The 16,476-nt window shown below is 65.1% G+C and carries 13 protein-coding genes; 5 read left to right on the top strand and 8 right to left on the bottom strand.

Annotated features, from left to right (window positions below; all coding sequences use genetic code 11):
* From AC1DWT_RS42975 to AC1DWT_RS42955, 5 genes are all read right to left on the bottom strand, one after another.
* The coding region (locus AC1DWT_RS42975) for a LysR family transcriptional regulator (RefSeq protein ID WP_477925432.1) at positions 1 to 220 on the bottom strand (220 nt) is incomplete at its 3' end.
* A gap of 123 nt (positions 221 to 343) precedes the next feature.
* Complete coding sequence (locus AC1DWT_RS42970; protein WP_477925430.1) at positions 344 to 1,930, bottom strand: tripartite tricarboxylate transporter permease; 1,587 nt, start codon at positions 1,928 to 1,930, stop codon at positions 344 to 346.
* A 16-nt stretch (positions 1,931 to 1,946) separates the two neighbouring features.
* Positions 1,947 to 2,498 (bottom strand): tripartite tricarboxylate transporter TctB family protein, encoded by a 552-nt coding sequence (locus AC1DWT_RS42965; protein ID WP_477925428.1) that lies wholly within the window; start codon positions 2,496 to 2,498, stop codon positions 1,947 to 1,949.
* On the bottom strand, positions 2,479 to 3,504 hold the full coding sequence (locus AC1DWT_RS42960; RefSeq protein ID WP_477925426.1) for a tripartite tricarboxylate transporter substrate binding protein: 1,026 nt from the start codon (positions 3,502 to 3,504) through the stop codon (positions 2,479 to 2,481). The genes AC1DWT_RS42965 and AC1DWT_RS42960 overlap by 20 nt, the downstream gene beginning before the upstream one ends.
* Before the next feature lie 35 nt (positions 3,505 to 3,539).
* Positions 3,540 to 4,331, bottom strand: a complete 792-nt coding sequence (locus tag AC1DWT_RS42955; RefSeq protein WP_477925424.1) for an RraA family protein — start codon at positions 4,329 to 4,331, stop codon at positions 3,540 to 3,542.
* A 166-nt stretch (positions 4,332 to 4,497) separates the two neighbouring features.
* Between AC1DWT_RS42955 and AC1DWT_RS42950 the strand changes: the two genes are divergently transcribed.
* Positions 4,498 to 5,424, top strand: coding sequence for a LysR family transcriptional regulator (locus AC1DWT_RS42950; RefSeq protein WP_477925422.1), 927 nt, complete (start codon positions 4,498 to 4,500; stop codon positions 5,422 to 5,424).
* Between the two features lie 327 nt (positions 5,425 to 5,751).
* On the opposite strand, the gene AC1DWT_RS42945 is transcribed toward AC1DWT_RS42950, so the two are convergent.
* The 3 genes from AC1DWT_RS42945 to AC1DWT_RS42935 all read right to left on the bottom strand — a co-directional run bounded on the left by AC1DWT_RS42945 (position 5,752) and on the right by AC1DWT_RS42935 (position 9,235).
* The gene (locus tag AC1DWT_RS42945) at positions 5,752 to 6,879 is read right to left on the bottom strand and encodes an alkene reductase (RefSeq protein WP_477925420.1); all 1,128 of its coding nucleotides are present in this window, start codon (positions 6,877 to 6,879) and stop codon (positions 5,752 to 5,754) included.
* Entirely contained in the window at positions 6,876 to 7,871 is a 996-nt protein-coding gene (locus AC1DWT_RS42940) for an LLM class flavin-dependent oxidoreductase (RefSeq protein ID WP_477925418.1), read from the bottom strand. The genes AC1DWT_RS42945 and AC1DWT_RS42940 overlap by 4 nt, the downstream gene beginning before the upstream one ends.
* A 101-nt stretch (positions 7,872 to 7,972) precedes the next feature.
* Positions 7,973 to 9,235: an MFS transporter gene (locus tag AC1DWT_RS42935; protein ID WP_477925416.1), complete on the bottom strand. Its 1,263-nt coding sequence runs from the start codon at positions 9,233 to 9,235 to the stop codon at positions 7,973 to 7,975.
* Positions 9,236 to 9,285: 50 nt separating this feature from the next.
* Here AC1DWT_RS42935 and AC1DWT_RS42930 point away from each other — a divergent pair, with 50 nt between their 5' ends.
* From AC1DWT_RS42930 to AC1DWT_RS42915, 4 genes are all read left to right on the top strand, one after another.
* Positions 9,286 to 9,663: a MerR family transcriptional regulator gene (locus tag AC1DWT_RS42930; RefSeq protein ID WP_420855103.1), complete on the top strand. Its 378-nt coding sequence runs from the start codon at positions 9,286 to 9,288 to the stop codon at positions 9,661 to 9,663.
* Between the two features lie 228 nt (positions 9,664 to 9,891).
* On the top strand, positions 9,892 to 10,815 hold the full coding sequence (locus AC1DWT_RS42925) for a nuclear transport factor 2 family protein (protein WP_477925413.1): 924 nt from the start codon (positions 9,892 to 9,894) through the stop codon (positions 10,813 to 10,815).
* A 288-nt stretch (positions 10,816 to 11,103) separates the two neighbouring features.
* Positions 11,104 to 12,120, top strand: coding sequence for an LLM class flavin-dependent oxidoreductase (locus tag AC1DWT_RS42920; RefSeq protein ID WP_477925411.1), 1,017 nt, complete (start codon positions 11,104 to 11,106; stop codon positions 12,118 to 12,120).
* 986 nt (positions 12,121 to 13,106) lie between these two features.
* On the top strand, positions 13,107 to 16,476 hold a 3,370-nt coding region (locus AC1DWT_RS42915; RefSeq protein ID WP_477925409.1), incomplete at its 3' end, for a protein kinase domain-containing protein.

Below are 16,476 nucleotides of genomic sequence, written 5' to 3'. Positions count from 1 at the left end.
CAGCAAGGGTCTTCCGGGCCCCGGCGAGCATCACCTCACCAGCGGAGGTGAGCCGGAGGGTGCGACTGGACCGCAGGAACAGCTCGGCGCCCAGGTCCTTCTCGAGGAGCCGAACCTGCTCGCTGATCGTCGATTGTGCGACGCCGAGCCGCAGCGCGGCCTTACTGAACTGCTCGTCCTCGGCCACCGCGATGAAATACCGCAACTGCCTCAGTTCCATCAGAYGCTCCCTTCACCCGCACACCACAGAACAGTAGGCGGGAGCCCGACCGGGCCCGCCTAGTGTTCTGTGGATGGCCGATCAGCGGCGCCCGGCGCCCGCTTCCTCGCCCCTACCGTGCACCTAGTCCTTCTCGAGAAGACTGTGCTGGCCCGGCGAGCGCGCGCCGTCGTCCGGCACCAACAATCCAGGCTCCCCCACCGCCGGCGAACCGCTGTCCTTTGCGCTACGCGTAGCCCTCGCCCGGAGCAAGCTGACCACGGAGTAGAAGATGATCGCGGCGACCAACAGAAGGATCGTGAGCGAACCCGGTCGGGTCACAAAGATGTCGAAGCTGCCTCCGGAGAGGATGAGCGACTGACGCAACGCCGATTCGAGGATCTCCCCGAGGATGAATGCGAGAACCATAGGTCCGAGCGGGAATCCCCACAGCCGCATCAAATACCCCACGACGCCGAAGGTGATGGCCACCCACATGCTCCAGGTGTTGTTGTCGATCGTGTAGAGGCCGATGAGGCTGACCGCAACGATCAGCGGGGCGAGCACGCTGAACTTGAGCCGCAGAATCTGCACGAAGACACCGATCAGCGGCAGGCTCAGGATCAGCAAGACGATGTTGCCGATGTACATCGAGGCGATGACGCCCCAGAACACATCCGGGTGCTCGTCGACCAGTTGTGGCCCGGGGGTGATCCCGTGTACGAGCAGGACGCTGAACAGCAGGGACACCGTGACATTGAACGGGATTCCCAGACTCAGTAGCGGCACGAACGCCGATGTCGAGGAGGCATTGTTCGCAGTCTCCGGACCGGCGACACCCTCGATCGCTCCCTTCCCGAACTCCTCGGGATGCTTGGCCACGCGCCGTTCGACGCCGTAACTGACCAGCGAGGACACGAGACCACCGCCACCGGGGACCAGCCCGACGAGTGTGCCGAGAACGGAACCCCGGCCGATCGCGCCGCGGCTGCGCCGCAGATCCGCTCGGGAGGGAAAAACCCGACCAATTTTGGTGGTGACCGTATCGCCGTCCTCCTGGGACCCCGGGCGCAGGTTGTAGAGCACCTCACCGATACCGAACAGTCCGAGCACAATCGCGACGACGTCGAAGCCGTCGACCAGTTGCAGGGAGTCACCGCTGAACCGGACTGCTCCGGAGATCGGATCGAGTCCGACGGTAGCGAGGAACAGGCCCGCACCGGCGGCGACCATGGCCTTGGAGAACGACCCCCCACCCAGGTACGCGATGAGCATCAGGCCGAAAATCGCGAGGGTCGCGTATTCCGGAGGGCCGAGATGAAGTGCCAGGTCAGCCAGCGCTGGGGCGAAGAACGTGAGCCCGACGAGGGCGACGGTCGCACCGATGAAGGACCCGATCGCGGAAATCCCCAGAGCCGGTCCGGCGCGACCCCGGCGGGCCATTTCGTATCCGTCGATTGCCGTGACCACCGACGCCGCCTCTCCCGGAAGCCTCAGCAACACCGAAGTGACGGTGCCGCCGTACATTACGCCCGCGTAGACACCGGCGAGGAGGATGATCGCCGTCGCCGGCGACATCGCGTAGGTGAAGGGGATGAGGATGGAAATGGTGGTGATCGGGCCGAGCCCGGGAAGCACCCCAACGACGATGCCGAGAATGCAGCCGAGGAGCACCGCGAGAAGGTTGATGGGCTCGAACGCAACGCCGAACCCATGGAGAATCGCATCCATGGTGTCTGTCCTTCGATTACGGAATCGCCGTCAACGGCGCCGGAAACGGCGTCGAGATGAGGACTCCGAAAAGCAGATAGAGCGCTGCGGTGCCGAGCACTGTCCAGATCACCACGGAACGCCAGGGGAGTTTTCCGAGCAGTCGCGTCCAGAGCGCGAACACCGCGATCAGCGCCACGATGACGCTGACGAAGCTGAACAGCAGCACGAACAGGATCGCCAGCGCGACTCCGAACGCGGGCCGAGCCGACCCACGCAATGATTCGACGCGCTCCCCCAGTGCCGTCTGGACGATGGTGGCCACGCCAGCCGCCGTCATCAATGCACCCGCGGCCAGTGGCCACAAACCTGGACCCGGCTTGCCGAGCGTCCCCACTCCGAGGTCGATCGCAAGCCATATCGCGATCACCCCGAGCAGGGTCACCCCGACATGGACGAGCAGGGACGCCGTCAGACCGAACAGATCCTTCGACACCTCAACCTCGCTCGGCTCATCGAGGGAAGCCACGGCATCCTTGTGCTCGCGCCGTTCGGCTTCTTCGATCCGATCAGATGAGTCCAGCTTCATGGAGCACCTCTCCTGTCTCGGAGTACTCGCGGGCAATGTCCTCGCGGTACTCCTCCGGGCTCCCGAAATTGGGGACTGCGCCGGTCAATTCGATCTGCTTTCGGATCTCCGGATCTTCGAGGGCATCCCGGATCGAGTTGGAGATCTCGCGTAGGTAGGGCTCGGGAAGATCTTTCGGAGCGATGAACCCTGACGTGATGTCCGTCGCGACGTCGTATCCGGATTCTTGCAGGGTGGGCACCGAGGCGTACTCGGCACCCTTCACGCTGCCGAGGTTGGCGAGAATTCGGAGGTCGCCGGAGCGAACCGAGGCGGCGAAGCCGGACGGAGAGCCGGCTGCCCCTTCGACGTTTCCGCCGAGCAGGGCGGTCACCGCCTCGGCGCTGCTTTCGAACGGAACCTGGGTTGTTTCGATGCCTGCTGCTGCATCCAGCTTCTCCATGGCCAGGTTGGCCGGATTCCCGGCGCCAGTCGAGGCGTATCGGAACGAGCCCGGATCTTCTCGCACGCTCGTGATCATGTCGCCCACCGTCTGCCAGGGCGAGTCTGCCGGCACAGCCAACACGATCGGTGCCACCGCCACACGGGCGACCGGGGTTACATCGTCATAGGAGTAGACGGTGCGACCGTAGTGCGGCTGCACCGTCAGAGGCCCACCGGCAACGAACCCGAGGGTGTACCCGTCCGGGCTCGCTGCCACGACTCGGGTGGTGCCGATCGTTCCAGCACCGCCGGGTTGGTTGAGCACCACCAATGGTTCGTCACCGAGGCCTTCGGCCACCGGCTGCGACAGCGAGCGGACCATCTGGTCCGTCGCACCGCCGGCCTCGTAGGGAACGACTACCTCGATCGTGTCCGAGGGATACTTCCCCGCGTCAACCGGACCCGAGCCAGAGGCCCCACCCGGGCCGACAGAACACGCCGTCGACACGGCGGCGACCGTGGCGAGCGTCGCCCACGACAGGACCGCGCGAGAGGCGCGCAGTCTTTGGTGTATTCCGAGCATGCGAACTCCGTTGTTCGTCAGATTGAACCGTAAGCTCAGCTGTAGCGCTTACGGAAGAGGGGACGCAGCTGATCGATGGGGGCGCCCTCGATGATCATCTTGGCCATCGTCTGCTCGGCCTCCGCAATTCTCTCGACCTCGCTGATCACGTACTCCGCATGCTCGAACGGCACCACGCATACGCCGGAGTCGTCGGCGACAATCAGGTCGCCCGGTTCCACCCGAACGTCGTGCAACGTAACCGGCCCATTCATTTCGATGGCCTCGATCCGGAACTTTCCGGTAATCGGGGTCACGCCACTGCTCCACACCGGGTACCCCATGTCGCGGATCGATCCGGCGTCGCGGATTGCGCCATACACGATGCTGCCGGCGAGACCACGCGATTTCGCAACGGTGCAGGACTGCGCGCCCATGTTGGACACCGAAAGGTCCCCGGCAGTGTCGGTCACCAGGACGTCGCCTGCCTCAGCCAGGTAGTAGATGTCGCGCGTCGACATGCGGATGAAGTCCTTGTCCACATAACCCTGGGTCGGCGTCTTGCGCTCGACGAGATTGCGGATGGTCACCGCGGGGCCCACGATCCGCTGCCCGGGAGCCAGGGGCTTGAGGAACGAGGCGGGGACCGCACCGATGATGCCGAGTGAGTCGAGCACGTCCGACACCGACGTCGTCAGGTCATCGATTGCGAGGTAGCGATCGACAACCTCCTTCGGCACGCGCGGGAACTTGATCTTCTTGATCCGCTCACGATCGACGAGGCCCCAGATGCGGCCTTCTGCAAGGTATTCGTCGTACTCGCTCGCGAGAGTTTCCGTCGTAGTCATTGAGGTATTTGTCCCTTCAGCGGTTGGCTCGCCCAGTTGGCTAGATCACTTCAACCAGACAATGTGAGCGTAAGAGCCCGGAATTCATAAAACAATGCCAGATTTAGGCATGGATTTATTATCGAAATCTATATGTCTGGTCGGCCGACTCCGCCACAATCGATGCATGATGAACATCCGCGACCTGCAGTACCTCACAGTGCTGGCCGACGAATTGAGCTTCAGCCGGGCCGCCGACCGGTTGAATATCTCGCAGCCCACCCTCAGCCAGACCGTCAGGAAGCTCGAACGGCTCATCGGTGGGCCGCTTGTGGAACGGACGACGCGGCGGAGCCGACTCACGACAGCCGGTGAGACCCTGGTCGAAGGATCCCGGCAGCTACTGGCAGATCTGATCCGCCTCGAGCAGGTCACCCGCGACGCGGCCGCCGGGCGTACCGCGGCGTTACGAATCGGTGCGGTGAACCCAGCAATGAGGCTGCTCATGCCTCGAATCCTGTCATCCGTTCGCGCCGAGGTCCCCGACGTTCGAATGACATTGCACCCCATGAACAGTCACACTCAACTCCGCCAGCTGATCGACGGACAACTCGAAGCCGGAATCCTCCGCAGCCGCAGCACCCCGCCAGGTCTCGCGGTCGACACCCTCATGGACGAGCCGCTCTACGCGGCCGTCGCCAGCTCGCACCCGCTGGCAACTCGCGGCCTCGCCTCCATTGCAGACCTCAACGACGAGGACTTCATCATGGCTCCACGCGACCGGAACCCAGTCTTCTACGACGAACTACTCCGCCTCGTCACCGACAATCAGTGCTCCCCGAGAAGAATCGTCGAAGCTGACGATATGTGGGCTCAACTCGCGATGGTCGGCGCAGGTGCCGGGGTCGCTGTACTGCCACTGCTGTTCGTCGATCACACGCGGGACGACATCGCATTCCTCCCCCTAGACAGGAAACTGGGACTAGGGCTCCCTCTGGTACTCGTCTACGCACCGAACTCACCGACGGCCGCACTCACTGCAGTTCGCCGGGCCGCTCGAGCAGAAGCAGAACACCTCCTCGAAGCCAGTGCGCAGCAGTCAACCGAACCGTAGGCCCGGCCTATGCCTTGCTCGGCAGCCGGGCGGCGTCATTGAGAGCTGGGTCGCGCCACGTTGATCAAACACCACGCCCCACAGGTCGCAATCGCGAATAGGCCTTGTTCACAAGAGACCTCGCGTTACACCAGAGAGAATGCGTTGTTTTTCACGCGTCGGGATACACCTCGAAGGCCCTTGGAGTGAGCCAAGAAGCACACGGCGGAGTGCTACACCTACCTGCCGCGGGAAACTGCGAACTCACCGCAGTACCAAGGCCCTGAGGAAACTGCAAATTCTCCAGCAGGACACTGCGTTCTACCCAAACACCTGGGGCTTGCCGCGTCACGTACGAACTGTGTGTGCCTGTTCCAGGGTCGGGTAGTCCGTGTATCCGCGATGGTCGCCGCCGTAGATCCCGATCGGTTCCGGGGCATTGAGTGGGGCGCCTCGGCGGACACGCTCCACGAAATCCGGATTGGCAAGGAAGCCGCGGCCGAAGGCGATCAGGTCGGCCCCGCGTCGGAGCCAGGCATCTGCCGCACCGACCTTCGTGACATCGTCAGGCCGGCTGAGTGTCGGCGACACCAGGAGTGCACTCGGCCACAGGGCCCGGATGCGGTCGTCGAGGTCGGCGTGACCTGCCTCGACGAGGTGCAGGTAGGCCAGCCCCTCCTGTGCCAGCTCCTGGACCAGTGACGTGTACGTGGTGCGCGGATCGTGATCGATGACGTCACCGGATCGGTTGCCGGGGGAGATCCGCAGCCCCACTCGATGCGGGCCGATGGCCGCGGCTACCGCTCGTACGACGTCGACCGTCAGCCGGATCCGGCCCTCGCTGGTTCCGCCCCAGTTGTCGGTGCGCAGATTGGTGTTCCCGGCGAGGAACTGGTGCAGGAGATAGCCGTTGGCGGCGTGGATCTCGACACCATCCAGTCCCGCTGCCATCGCCCGCTCGGCTGAGCGGGCGAAGTCATCGACGATGGTCAGGGTCTGGGCGCCGGTGAGCGGCTGCGGGCGGACGGCCGGTCTCCTGCCGTCCGCGGTGTACACCTCCGCCCGGGCGGCGATGGCCGAGGGCGCAACGGGATACAACCCCTCGGGCAGGAAGGAGGGGTGGGCGAGGCGTCCCGCATGCATCAGCTGCACGAAGATCCGGCCCCCAGCGTCGTGCACCGCATCAGCTACACGAGACCAGCCGCGCCGGTGGGCGTCACTGTGCAGGCCTGGCACGCCGGGGCCGAGTCGGCCGGCCGCGGTGGGGTGGGTGCCCTCGGCGATGATCAGTCCGGCGCTGGCGCGCTGTGCGTAGTAGGTGCTCATCAACGCGCTGGGCGTGCCATCCGAGGCGGCGCGGGATCGAGTCATCGGAGCCATCACGATGCGATTAGGCACGGTAAGGGCGCCCACTGTTGCGCTGTCAAAAAGCGGGGAGTTCACGGTGCCGGGCGCCGAGAGGGGGCCGGATGTCATGCGGTCTTCAGCTCGGCGAGGAGTTCGTAGCTGCGGACGCGGTCCTTGAACTCCCAGGTCTCGGTGAGAACGATGAGTTCGTCGGCTTGCGTGTGCTTGACCAGCTCGTTGAGGCCGTCACGGACCGTGGCGGGCGAGCCGACGCAGGACGCGCGCAGCATGCCCCCGACTGCCGAGGCTTCTTGCGGGGACCACAGCTGGTCGATGTCGTCGACGGGTGGCAGGTTCTGCAGTTCGCCGCGGATCAGGGTGAGGAACTTGCGCTGGAGGGTCGTGAAGATGTGCTCGGCGCTGCGGTCGGTGTCGGCGGCGATGACGTTCACACCGACGACGGCGTGCGGCTTATCCAGGTTTCCGGAGGGGCGGAAGTTCGCACGGTAGATGTCCAGGGCAGCGGACAGCTGGTTGGGAGCGAAGTGTGAGGCGAAGACGAACGGCAGGCCTTCCTTCGCGGCCAGGGCAGCGCCGAAGGTGGAGGAACCGAGGATGTACAGCGGGACGTTGGTGCCCTCGCCGGGGATGGCGCGGACCCGGCGGGTGGGTTTACCCGGCGCGAGGTAGCGGCGAACCTCCGCCACCTGGGCCGGAAAGTCCTCGGCGGTGGCGTCACCGCGGCGCAGTGCCTGCGCGGTCCACGGGTCGGTGCCCGGTGCGCGTCCCAGACCGAGGTCGATGCGTCCTGGGTAGAGGGCGGCGAGGGTGCCGAATTGTTCGGCGACGACGTATGGGGCGTGGTTGGGGAGCATGATGCCGCCGGAGCCGACCTTGATCCGCTCGGTGACGGCGGCCACCTGTCCGATCAGGACGGAGGTCGCCGCGGAAGCCACCGCGGCCATGTTGTGGTGCTCGGCGATCCAGTAGCGGTGGTAGCCGAACGCCTCTGCCTTGCGGGCAAGTTCGATGGTCTCGTGCAGCGCCTCGGTGGCGGTGCCGCCGTGCCGGATGGGGGCGAGGTTGAGAAGGGAGAGCGGGATATCGCGGAGGTGGTTCATGACTGTGCGAGATTGCCTTTCGCGTGCTTCGGGGAATGCATGGCTTGATCGGCGCAGATGCGTGATCACGCCTGGACATGTGCGGGTGACGGTGGTGCAGGTCAGTGGCGCTGACCGAGCTCGGCGAGTTGGTGAGCAAGGGTGGGCTCGTCCTCGTTGCTGGACCGGGCGGTGACGGCCGACGCTGACGTCGGGCGCCGGGGGAAGGCGGACGTGCGCGCGAAGAGGGCGATGAGCAAGGCGACCGCGGTGAGTGCAGCGGCCGCACCGGGCACGGCGGCTACGCCGATGTGATCGAGGACCTGACCGCCGACCAAGGAACCGCCGCCGATGCCGAGGTTGAAGCCGATTATGAACAGCGCGGAGGCGGCGGCCTGCGCGGCCGGCGCTGCTTTGAGTGCGGCGGACTGCAAGAAGGTCGGTAGTGCCGCGTAGGCCAGTCCCCACAGCACAATCAGTGTGATGGTCGCGGGAGTGAACCAGCCGACTGCCCCCAATCCGGTCAGGGCCAGAACCACGATGCCCACGGCGCTCAGCAGGGCGCCCCGCGGGCGCCGGTCCACCAGCATTCCGGCGCACCACACCCCGGCGATACCCGCGACACCGAAGGCGAAAAGGACAGGGCTGACCGCTCTCTCGGAGATGCCGGCATCGTGCAGGAAGGGGGCGACATAGGTGTAGAGCGTGAAGTGACCCAGCATGACCACGGTGGTCGTGACGGCGATGGCCAGTACTCCGGGGATCCTGAATGCCTTGGCGGCCGACGAGTCGGCGGCGGGCGTGCCGGGAACCTGAGGCAGCAGGGCGGGAGCCGCGGCCATGACGAGGACCGCCACCCCAGCCAGGACGACGAAGGCCGCTCGCCAGCTCAGGGCGTTACCCAGTGCCGTACCCAGGGGGACGCCCAGGGACAGGGCTGCGCTGTTGCCGGCGTAGACCGTGGCGACGGCGCGGCCGGCGCGGCCGGGAGCGACCATCTGGGTGGCGTAAGCAGCCATCATCGACCAGAGCACACCGTGCACCAGCGCTGCGATGAGCCGGCCGAGAATGGCCACGGGAAAGGTGGGGGCGAGGGCCATCAACAGGTTGCTCACGGCGAAGGCCGCCATGATCACCAGGAAGAGTCGACGGCGTGGCCAGTTGGCGGTCCACGCAGTGACCGGCAAGGTCACGAGCATGACCACGAGGGCGTAGATCGCGACCAACAGTCCGACCTGCGACTCTGATGCCCCGAGGCCTTGGCCCATCTGCGGCAGCAGACCCATGGGCAGGGTCTCGGTGGTGATGGTCATGAAGGCGGCCACGAACAGGACGCCGAGGCCGCCCCGTTTTGTTCTGGAGGAGTCGTTCATTACGTCGGTCACGCCACTGACGCTAAACTTATACATTGATGTCAAGGTCAAGCCGAAACGGAGTGAAGCACATCACCATGAAGATCGGTGAACTCTCCCATCGCACCGGAGTCGCCACTCGACTCCTGCGCTACTACGAACAGCAGGACTTGCTGCACCCCGACCGCCTCGCCAATGGTTACCGGGATTACCCCGAGAGCGCAGTGCAGCGCGTCCAACAAATTCGCGATCTGCTCCAGGCGGGGCTGAGCACTGGGGTCATTCGTGAGATCGTGCCCTGCTTCCTCGGCGCCGGCGCCGGCTTGCGCCCGATGGTCGACGCGGAGTTGGCCGCCAATCTCGCCCGCGAACTCGGCGAGATCGAGCGGCGCATCGACACCCTGACGCGCAATCGGGACGCCATCCGCGCCTACCTGGCGGTCGCCAGCCCGGCCGCCTGAGAAGCGAGAGGGATGGCTACCTGCAGAAAGGTCCGGATTTCAGGGTTCCGAGTTCGGTCGTATTCCGTTCTGCGCGTATGCGCTGCGTGCGGGTGGTGACGTGCTTCACTCCGGATTCGCTTGACCTTGACATCAATGTCATTGATTAGCGTCGACGACATGACCCGCAACAATGGATTGATCAAATCGGAGCGAGGCCGCCTCGACCCAGCATCAGGACAAAGGCCGATGACCCCGACGGCCGAGGGAGCACTCGCGGCGTTGGACATCTTCGTGGCAGGTTGGGCCTGCAGCGACCAGGACGCCCTGACTACCGTCTTCGCCGACTCGAGCGTCCTGCACTCCAGTGCGCATGGCGAGGCCCGCGGAGCCAGGGACATCACGGCTCTGTTCAGCGCCGATTTCGATCCTGTCATGCCCCTGGACATAGTCACCACGAACCACTTCGTCGGCGGCGACGACGAGCGGGCAGTGCTTACCTCCTACCTGTACGGTTTCACGCCGCAATCAGAACCGGCGCCGTCGACGTTCGGCGCGACACTCGTGGCCGACCTCGTCCGGACTGAGTCCGGTTGGCAATTCGAGGTCCTGCGGCTGTCCATCCCCTGGATCGACGGAGACGAGGCTCGGTTCGCGAAATGGAGCATCCCCTCCCCCGAAGGATGGAAGATCGGCGACGCGACGCCCAGCATCGTGAGCGAATTGGACTCGCCCTGGGCCCGCGGCATCCCCGATCTCGACCCCCACGATGCCGTGCGGCAGGTCGCCGACTTCTACTCGCGCTATTCGTGGGCCATTGACCAAGGGGACATCACGCTCCTGCATGGCTGCTTCACCGAGGATGTCTTCGGGGCGTTCCCCCCGATGGGTGACCTTCAGGGACGCCATGAAGTCATCGGACAGATGAAGTCCTTCCGTCGCCTGTGGCCGTGGATGCAACATTTCGGCCGTCCGCTGCAGATCACGGTCGACGAAGCTCGCAATACCGCTCACCTTGTGGTCGGCCGCATCATCCCTCAGCGGCCRACTACACCGAATGGGCAGGATCTCTACGGAGCCCACTATCAGTTGGATCTCCGCCGCGAAGACGACACCTGGAAGATCTCGCGTTTCGAATACATACCCGGCTGGATCACCGCGACGGAACGGTAGACCACCCGGCCGCCCGGCTCGACGGCGGATGTAGCCGTCACGGCACCCGCCAGCGCATCCTCGGCCCGCCGTCGGAGGCCGTGGCAACACCGGCCGGGACTGCGRCCGCCGCACCGCATCCCAGGCTCCTTTCCCCCGTCCCGGACACCCCGGGGTCCGGGCACACCGCTGGAGCCGACTCTCGGGTGAGCAGGGGCGGCCGCTCTCGCCCTCCACATGGCGGCCCGGGTTCGCCGGCACCCCTGACGCACTCACTACCCACTCATAGATAAGAAAACGGCACATGCGATGGATACCCTTTCCGCTCCTCAGGATCGTCCGGCACTCTCGCTTCTCGATCTCGCACCGATCCGTCACGGCCACACTGTCGGTGACGCATTGCACCGCACCGTCGAACTCGCCGCCCATGCCGAACTCCTGGGCTTCCACCGGTACTGGCTTGCCGAGCACCACAACATGGCGCCGATGGCGAGCTCGGCCAACATCGTCCTGGCCGGCGCCGTCGCCGCCGGGACCCGAACCATCCGGGTCGGCACCGGCAGTCTCAATCTGTCCAACTACGCGCCGCTCGTCGTGGCCGAGCAGGTCGGCACGCTGACAGCCCTGCATCCCGGCCGCTTCGATCTCGGGCTGGGGCGCGCACCGGGAACGGACCCGTGGACAGCGGCCGAAATCCGTCGCGGACGACCGGCGGATCAGGAGTTCACTGCGCAATTCGCCGAACTCCTCGCCTACCTCCACGGCACACGACCCCGGGTGCGGGCCATCCCGGGAGAAGGCGCCCACGTACCCATCTACCTGCTCGGTTCCGGTGTCTACAGCGCGGCCTTGGCAGCGCGTCTCGGGCTGCCATTCGTCTTTGCCGCACATTTCGCCCCGACTCGGCTGCAAGAAGCAACGGATCTCTACCACTCCACCTTCCGCCCTTCACAGACTCTTTCCGAGCCGTATGCGATGGTCTCCGTGAACGCGGTCCTCGCCGATGATGACCGAGAGGCGGCCCGGCTGTTCACCTCCGTCCAACAGCGGTTCCTCGCAACGGTGCGCGGCCGGATGCAGCCGCTGGCTCCACCGGTGGACGACATACATCGACTGTGGACCCGGGACGAAGCCGCAGCCGTGGCAGAGCAGCTGAGCCAGTCCTACATCGGTACGCCTGAGACCGTCCGTCCCCGACTCGAAGCGCTCGTGGCTCGGACGGGCGCCCGCGAGCTCATCTTCATGTCGGAGACCTACGACCAAGCAGCACGAATGCGCTCGTACGAGCTCATCGCCAGCCTCTGGAACCCCGTGACAGCACCGTAGCCGCACGCGCGAGGGCTGCCGCCGGGGCTGTTCGACGCAGTTCCCCGGGTTGCCGCGATGGACGGCCCGCTGGACAGGGACATTCGCGCATGCGGTCCGGTGGAAGCGCACCCGAGATCGGACTTCGGTAGCAGCTGCGAGAAGCCACTCCATCTCGCAAACAGTTGCTTCTCGAAGTGCACGCAAGATTGGACCATGTCGATCTTTACCTTGTCGAAATGATTCGTCAGCTTTGCGTCCCGAACAGACCCTACTGTGGTGGCCACAAGTCCGAGTCCGTTTAACCTTTGCCCACGCCCAGGATCGGAGTGCCTGACTAGATACATCTGATACCTCCCTCGACGCACTTGATGCACGCAATTGATACGAATACCGTTGCGCGAACAGCAAATATGCCAGAAAATCCACATGCACTGCTGGAGATCTACACGATACGATTCCCGCGATGCCGCCAATAGTGTCAACCGAACGCGATTGGGCACAACGGCTCCCGAGTCTCGCGGTCCGGTCGGGAAAAGCTCGGCCGCCCTGGTCGGCGTCATCGAGGGTCGCGGCGTCACCGCGGTCCGCGGGACCGACGAGGTAGTGACTTCCGGCGAGGAACTGTGTCTACGAGAACGAGACGGTCGTTCCGCGCAGGCCGGAAGCTTTGCTGCACTGCGGATACGGGCAAATTTCAGTCGAGGGCCGCAAGGCTGGGAGTGGCACTCGCCCGCAATCAGTTGCTCGTCGTGCTGCCGTGCCACAGCTGAGTCGTCTGGGCTCGCGCACTCACCAGATATCCGGGAACTGGGAGCGCTATCGATCTTGACCCGACGGACGACAGACCGTCGACCACGACCTCAGCTGATCACGCGAGCAGCTCGAACTGACTACCTACCGACGATTCGAGCGTTCGGATTGGGGTTATGCTCGCATTGATGCTCGAGAGGTGATTTGCATGACACAGGGATTGTGGACACCGAGGCACGAGATCGAGGTCGGCCGTGGCCGAATACGATCCACTGGCGACGCAGCGTGATTTGACCTCGGGTATCGCCACGGAGTTGGCCGTGGCGGGGTTCGACGATGCCCAGGAGATCGGGCGGGGTGGCTTCGGCGTCGTCTACCGCTGCCTACAGCCATCCCTCGACCGCATCGTCGCGGTCAAGGTCCTCACCGCCGATCTGGATCCGGACAATCTCGAGCGGTTCATTCGTGAGCAACGGGCCATGGGCCGGCTGTCCGGGCATCCGAACATCGCCAACATTTTGCAGGTCGGTGCCACGGCCAGCGGGCAGCCGTACATCGTGATGCACTACCACGCGCACGGTTCTCTGGCTTCCCGGATCCACCGCTCGGGGCCGATAGGCTGGGAGGAGGCGGTTCGGCTCGGAGTAAAGGTCGCGGGCGCGCTCGAGACCGCGCACCGGGTCGGCACCGTGCATCGGGACGTCAAGCCCGCGAACATCCTGCTCACGGACTACGGTGAGCCGCAGTTGACCGATTTCGGCATCGCACGCATCGCGGGTGGCTTCGAGACCTCGACGCGCGCAGTAGTCGGCTCACCGGCGTTCACCGCACCCGAGGTGCTCAAAGGCCAGCCCCCCACCCCTGCATCGGACGTGTACGGCCTCGGCGCGACGCTGTTCTGCGCGATCACCGGTCACGCCGCGTTCGAGCGGCGCAGCGGCGAGCAGGTGATGGCCCAATTCCTGCGGATCACCGCCCACCCGGTGCCGGATCTGCGTGGGGCGGACATCCCCGACGACGTCTGTGCCGCGATCGAACGAGCGATGTCCCGGGAGCCGACCAGTCGTGCGGCGACCGCCGTCGACTTCGGGGAGGACTTGCGCGAAGCCCAACTCCGGAACGGACTGCCCGCCGACGAGATGGCCCTGCCCGCCGACCTCGGCACGCAGACCCCCGATGAACACCGCCGCGGCGCCTCGACCAGGACTGCGTCGGGCAGGTCCGGCCCAATGACGACGGGCGGCCGGAACGATGCAGCGACGCCAGGGACGCCGCCCGCCCCCTCTACCCGATTCCGCCCGCCCACGCCGACCCGGCAACTGGTCGAACGTAGACATCTGATCGACTCCCTACGCGCCGGAGAGCGGCGCCGGTTGACGGTCATCCATGCACCGGCCGGATTCGGCAAGAGCACCCTCGCCGCCCAATGGGGTGAAGTGCTGACCGAGGAGGGTGTGGCGGTCGCGTGGCTGACGGTCGATCACGATGACAACAACATGGTGTGGTTTCTCTCGCATCTGGTCGAGGCAATCCGGCGGGTCCGCCCGACCCTGGCGCGCGACCTGGGGCAGGCGCTCGACGAGCACGGCGACGAGGCCGAGCAGTACGTCCTGTCGTCGCTGATCAACGAGATCCACGCCCGCGGTGAGCGGGTGGCGATCGTGATCGACGACTGGCACCGGGTCACCGACGCCGGGACACGCGGAGCCATGGGATTCCTGCTCGACAACGGCTGCCACCACATCCAGGTCGTCGTGGCAAGCCGCACCCGGACCGGCCTTCCGATGAGTAGAATGCGCGTGCGTGATGAGCTTGTCGAAATCGACTACACAGCATTACGTTTCGATGACAATGAGGCACGATCCTTCCTGGTCGACCTGGGCGGACTGGAGCTGGAGCAGGAGGATATCGCGGACCTACGGAACTCGACCGACGGGTGGGTGGCGGCGTTGCAATTGGCGTACCTGTCACTGCGCGGACGCGACGACCCCACCGAGCTGATCGGGCACATGTCGGGTCGGCATCACGCCATCGGCGAGTTCCTCGCCGAGAACGTGCTCGACACGTTGGAACCGGAGATCCTCGATTTTCTGCTGGCGACGTCGGTTACCGAACGGATCAGCGGCAGCCTCGCTGGCGCGCTGGCGCACGTGTCGCGCGGGCAGGCGCTACTCGAAGTAGTCGAGGAGCGGGATCTGTTCCTGCGACGGGTGGACGAGGACGGAGTGTGGTTCCGGTACAACCACGTGTTCGCGGAGTTCCTGCAACGACGACTCGAGCGTGATCAGCCCGAGCGGATCGACGAACTTCACCGCACGGCATCGACATGGTTCGCCGATCATGAGTTGCTCGGCGAGGCCGTCGATCACGCGCTCATGGCTGGGGATCAGGTCCGGGCGGTCGAGCTCGTCGAGCGCGATGGGATGCACCTGATCGAGTATTCGCACATGACGACTCTCCTCGGGATGGTTGCGAAACTCCCTCCCTCGCTGACGGAGTCACGCCCGTGGTTACAACTCGCAGTGGCCTGGGCCAACATCATGCTGCACCGGGCCGCGCCTGCACAGCGGGCACTCGACCGCGTCGAATCGACGCTCGATCGCGTTCCCCCCACCGACGAGGTCGCCGACCTGCGTGTCGAGGCGGCTGTGATGCGAGGTGTTATTCGGTTCCGCGCGGACCGAGTCGACGGCGCGGACGAGTTGGTCCAGGCATGCCTGCCACGACTGGACACGTTGCGGCCGTGGGTCGTGTCGAGTGCCGCGAACATGGCAACCTATCGCGCGACGTACCAGTTCGATTTCGACGAAGCGCGCCGACTGCAGGAATGGGCGTCCGCATTTCATGCACGAACCAACGGCCCGTACCTGGTGATGCACGGGCACTGTTTCGCCGGCCTTGCCGCCTACGAACAACTCGATGTCGCCGCGGCAGAAAGCAGCTTCCGTGCGGGGGTGCGTGTGGCGAGAAAGTTGGGCGGCAAGCACTCAGAGGCCGCGCGCCTGGCCGATTCTCTCCTCGGCGCGTTGTTGTACGAACGGGGCGACATCGACAAGGCCGAAAACTTGCTCGACGAAGGCTACGAGCTTGGGGGCGAGGGCGGTCTCGTGGAATTCAAGATCCCGCGGTATGCCCTCGGGGCGCGTATCAAGGCCCTGAGGGGCGACCGAATAGCTGCAGCGCAGCGACTGGATGCGGGTGCGAGGATCGCTGTGACACTGTCCCTTCCGCGATTGCGCGCCAACGTCGAGAACGAACGGATCAGGCTGGGGCTTCCCCTGAGTCCCGACATCCCAGTCTCGCCGCCCGCAGAATATTCCTCTCGTCGAAGACAGGTCGACGGTATCGAGGCATTGACGGCACAGATCGAAGAGGCAACAGCCATCAGACTGCTGCTCGACAAGCATTCACCGGACCAGGCCGAGATCGCGTGCACATGGGCAAAGGAGTGGACGAACCGACTCGAAGGCCGCGGTGCAGACCGACTGTTGATGCAGGCCAGACGGTTGCTCATAGCCTGTCTGTCTGCCTCGGGTCGCATCGACGAAGCCAAGGAACTGCTCACCGCGATCGCAGCACAATGCGCCGAGCTGGGCATGATGCGTCACCTTCCAGATGGTGGAC

Source organism: Rhodococcus sp. P4_B6, assembly GCF_056402215.1.
The sequence above is the reverse complement of the archived record's forward strand: the minus strand, read 5'-3'. Positions and strand labels throughout refer to the sequence as shown.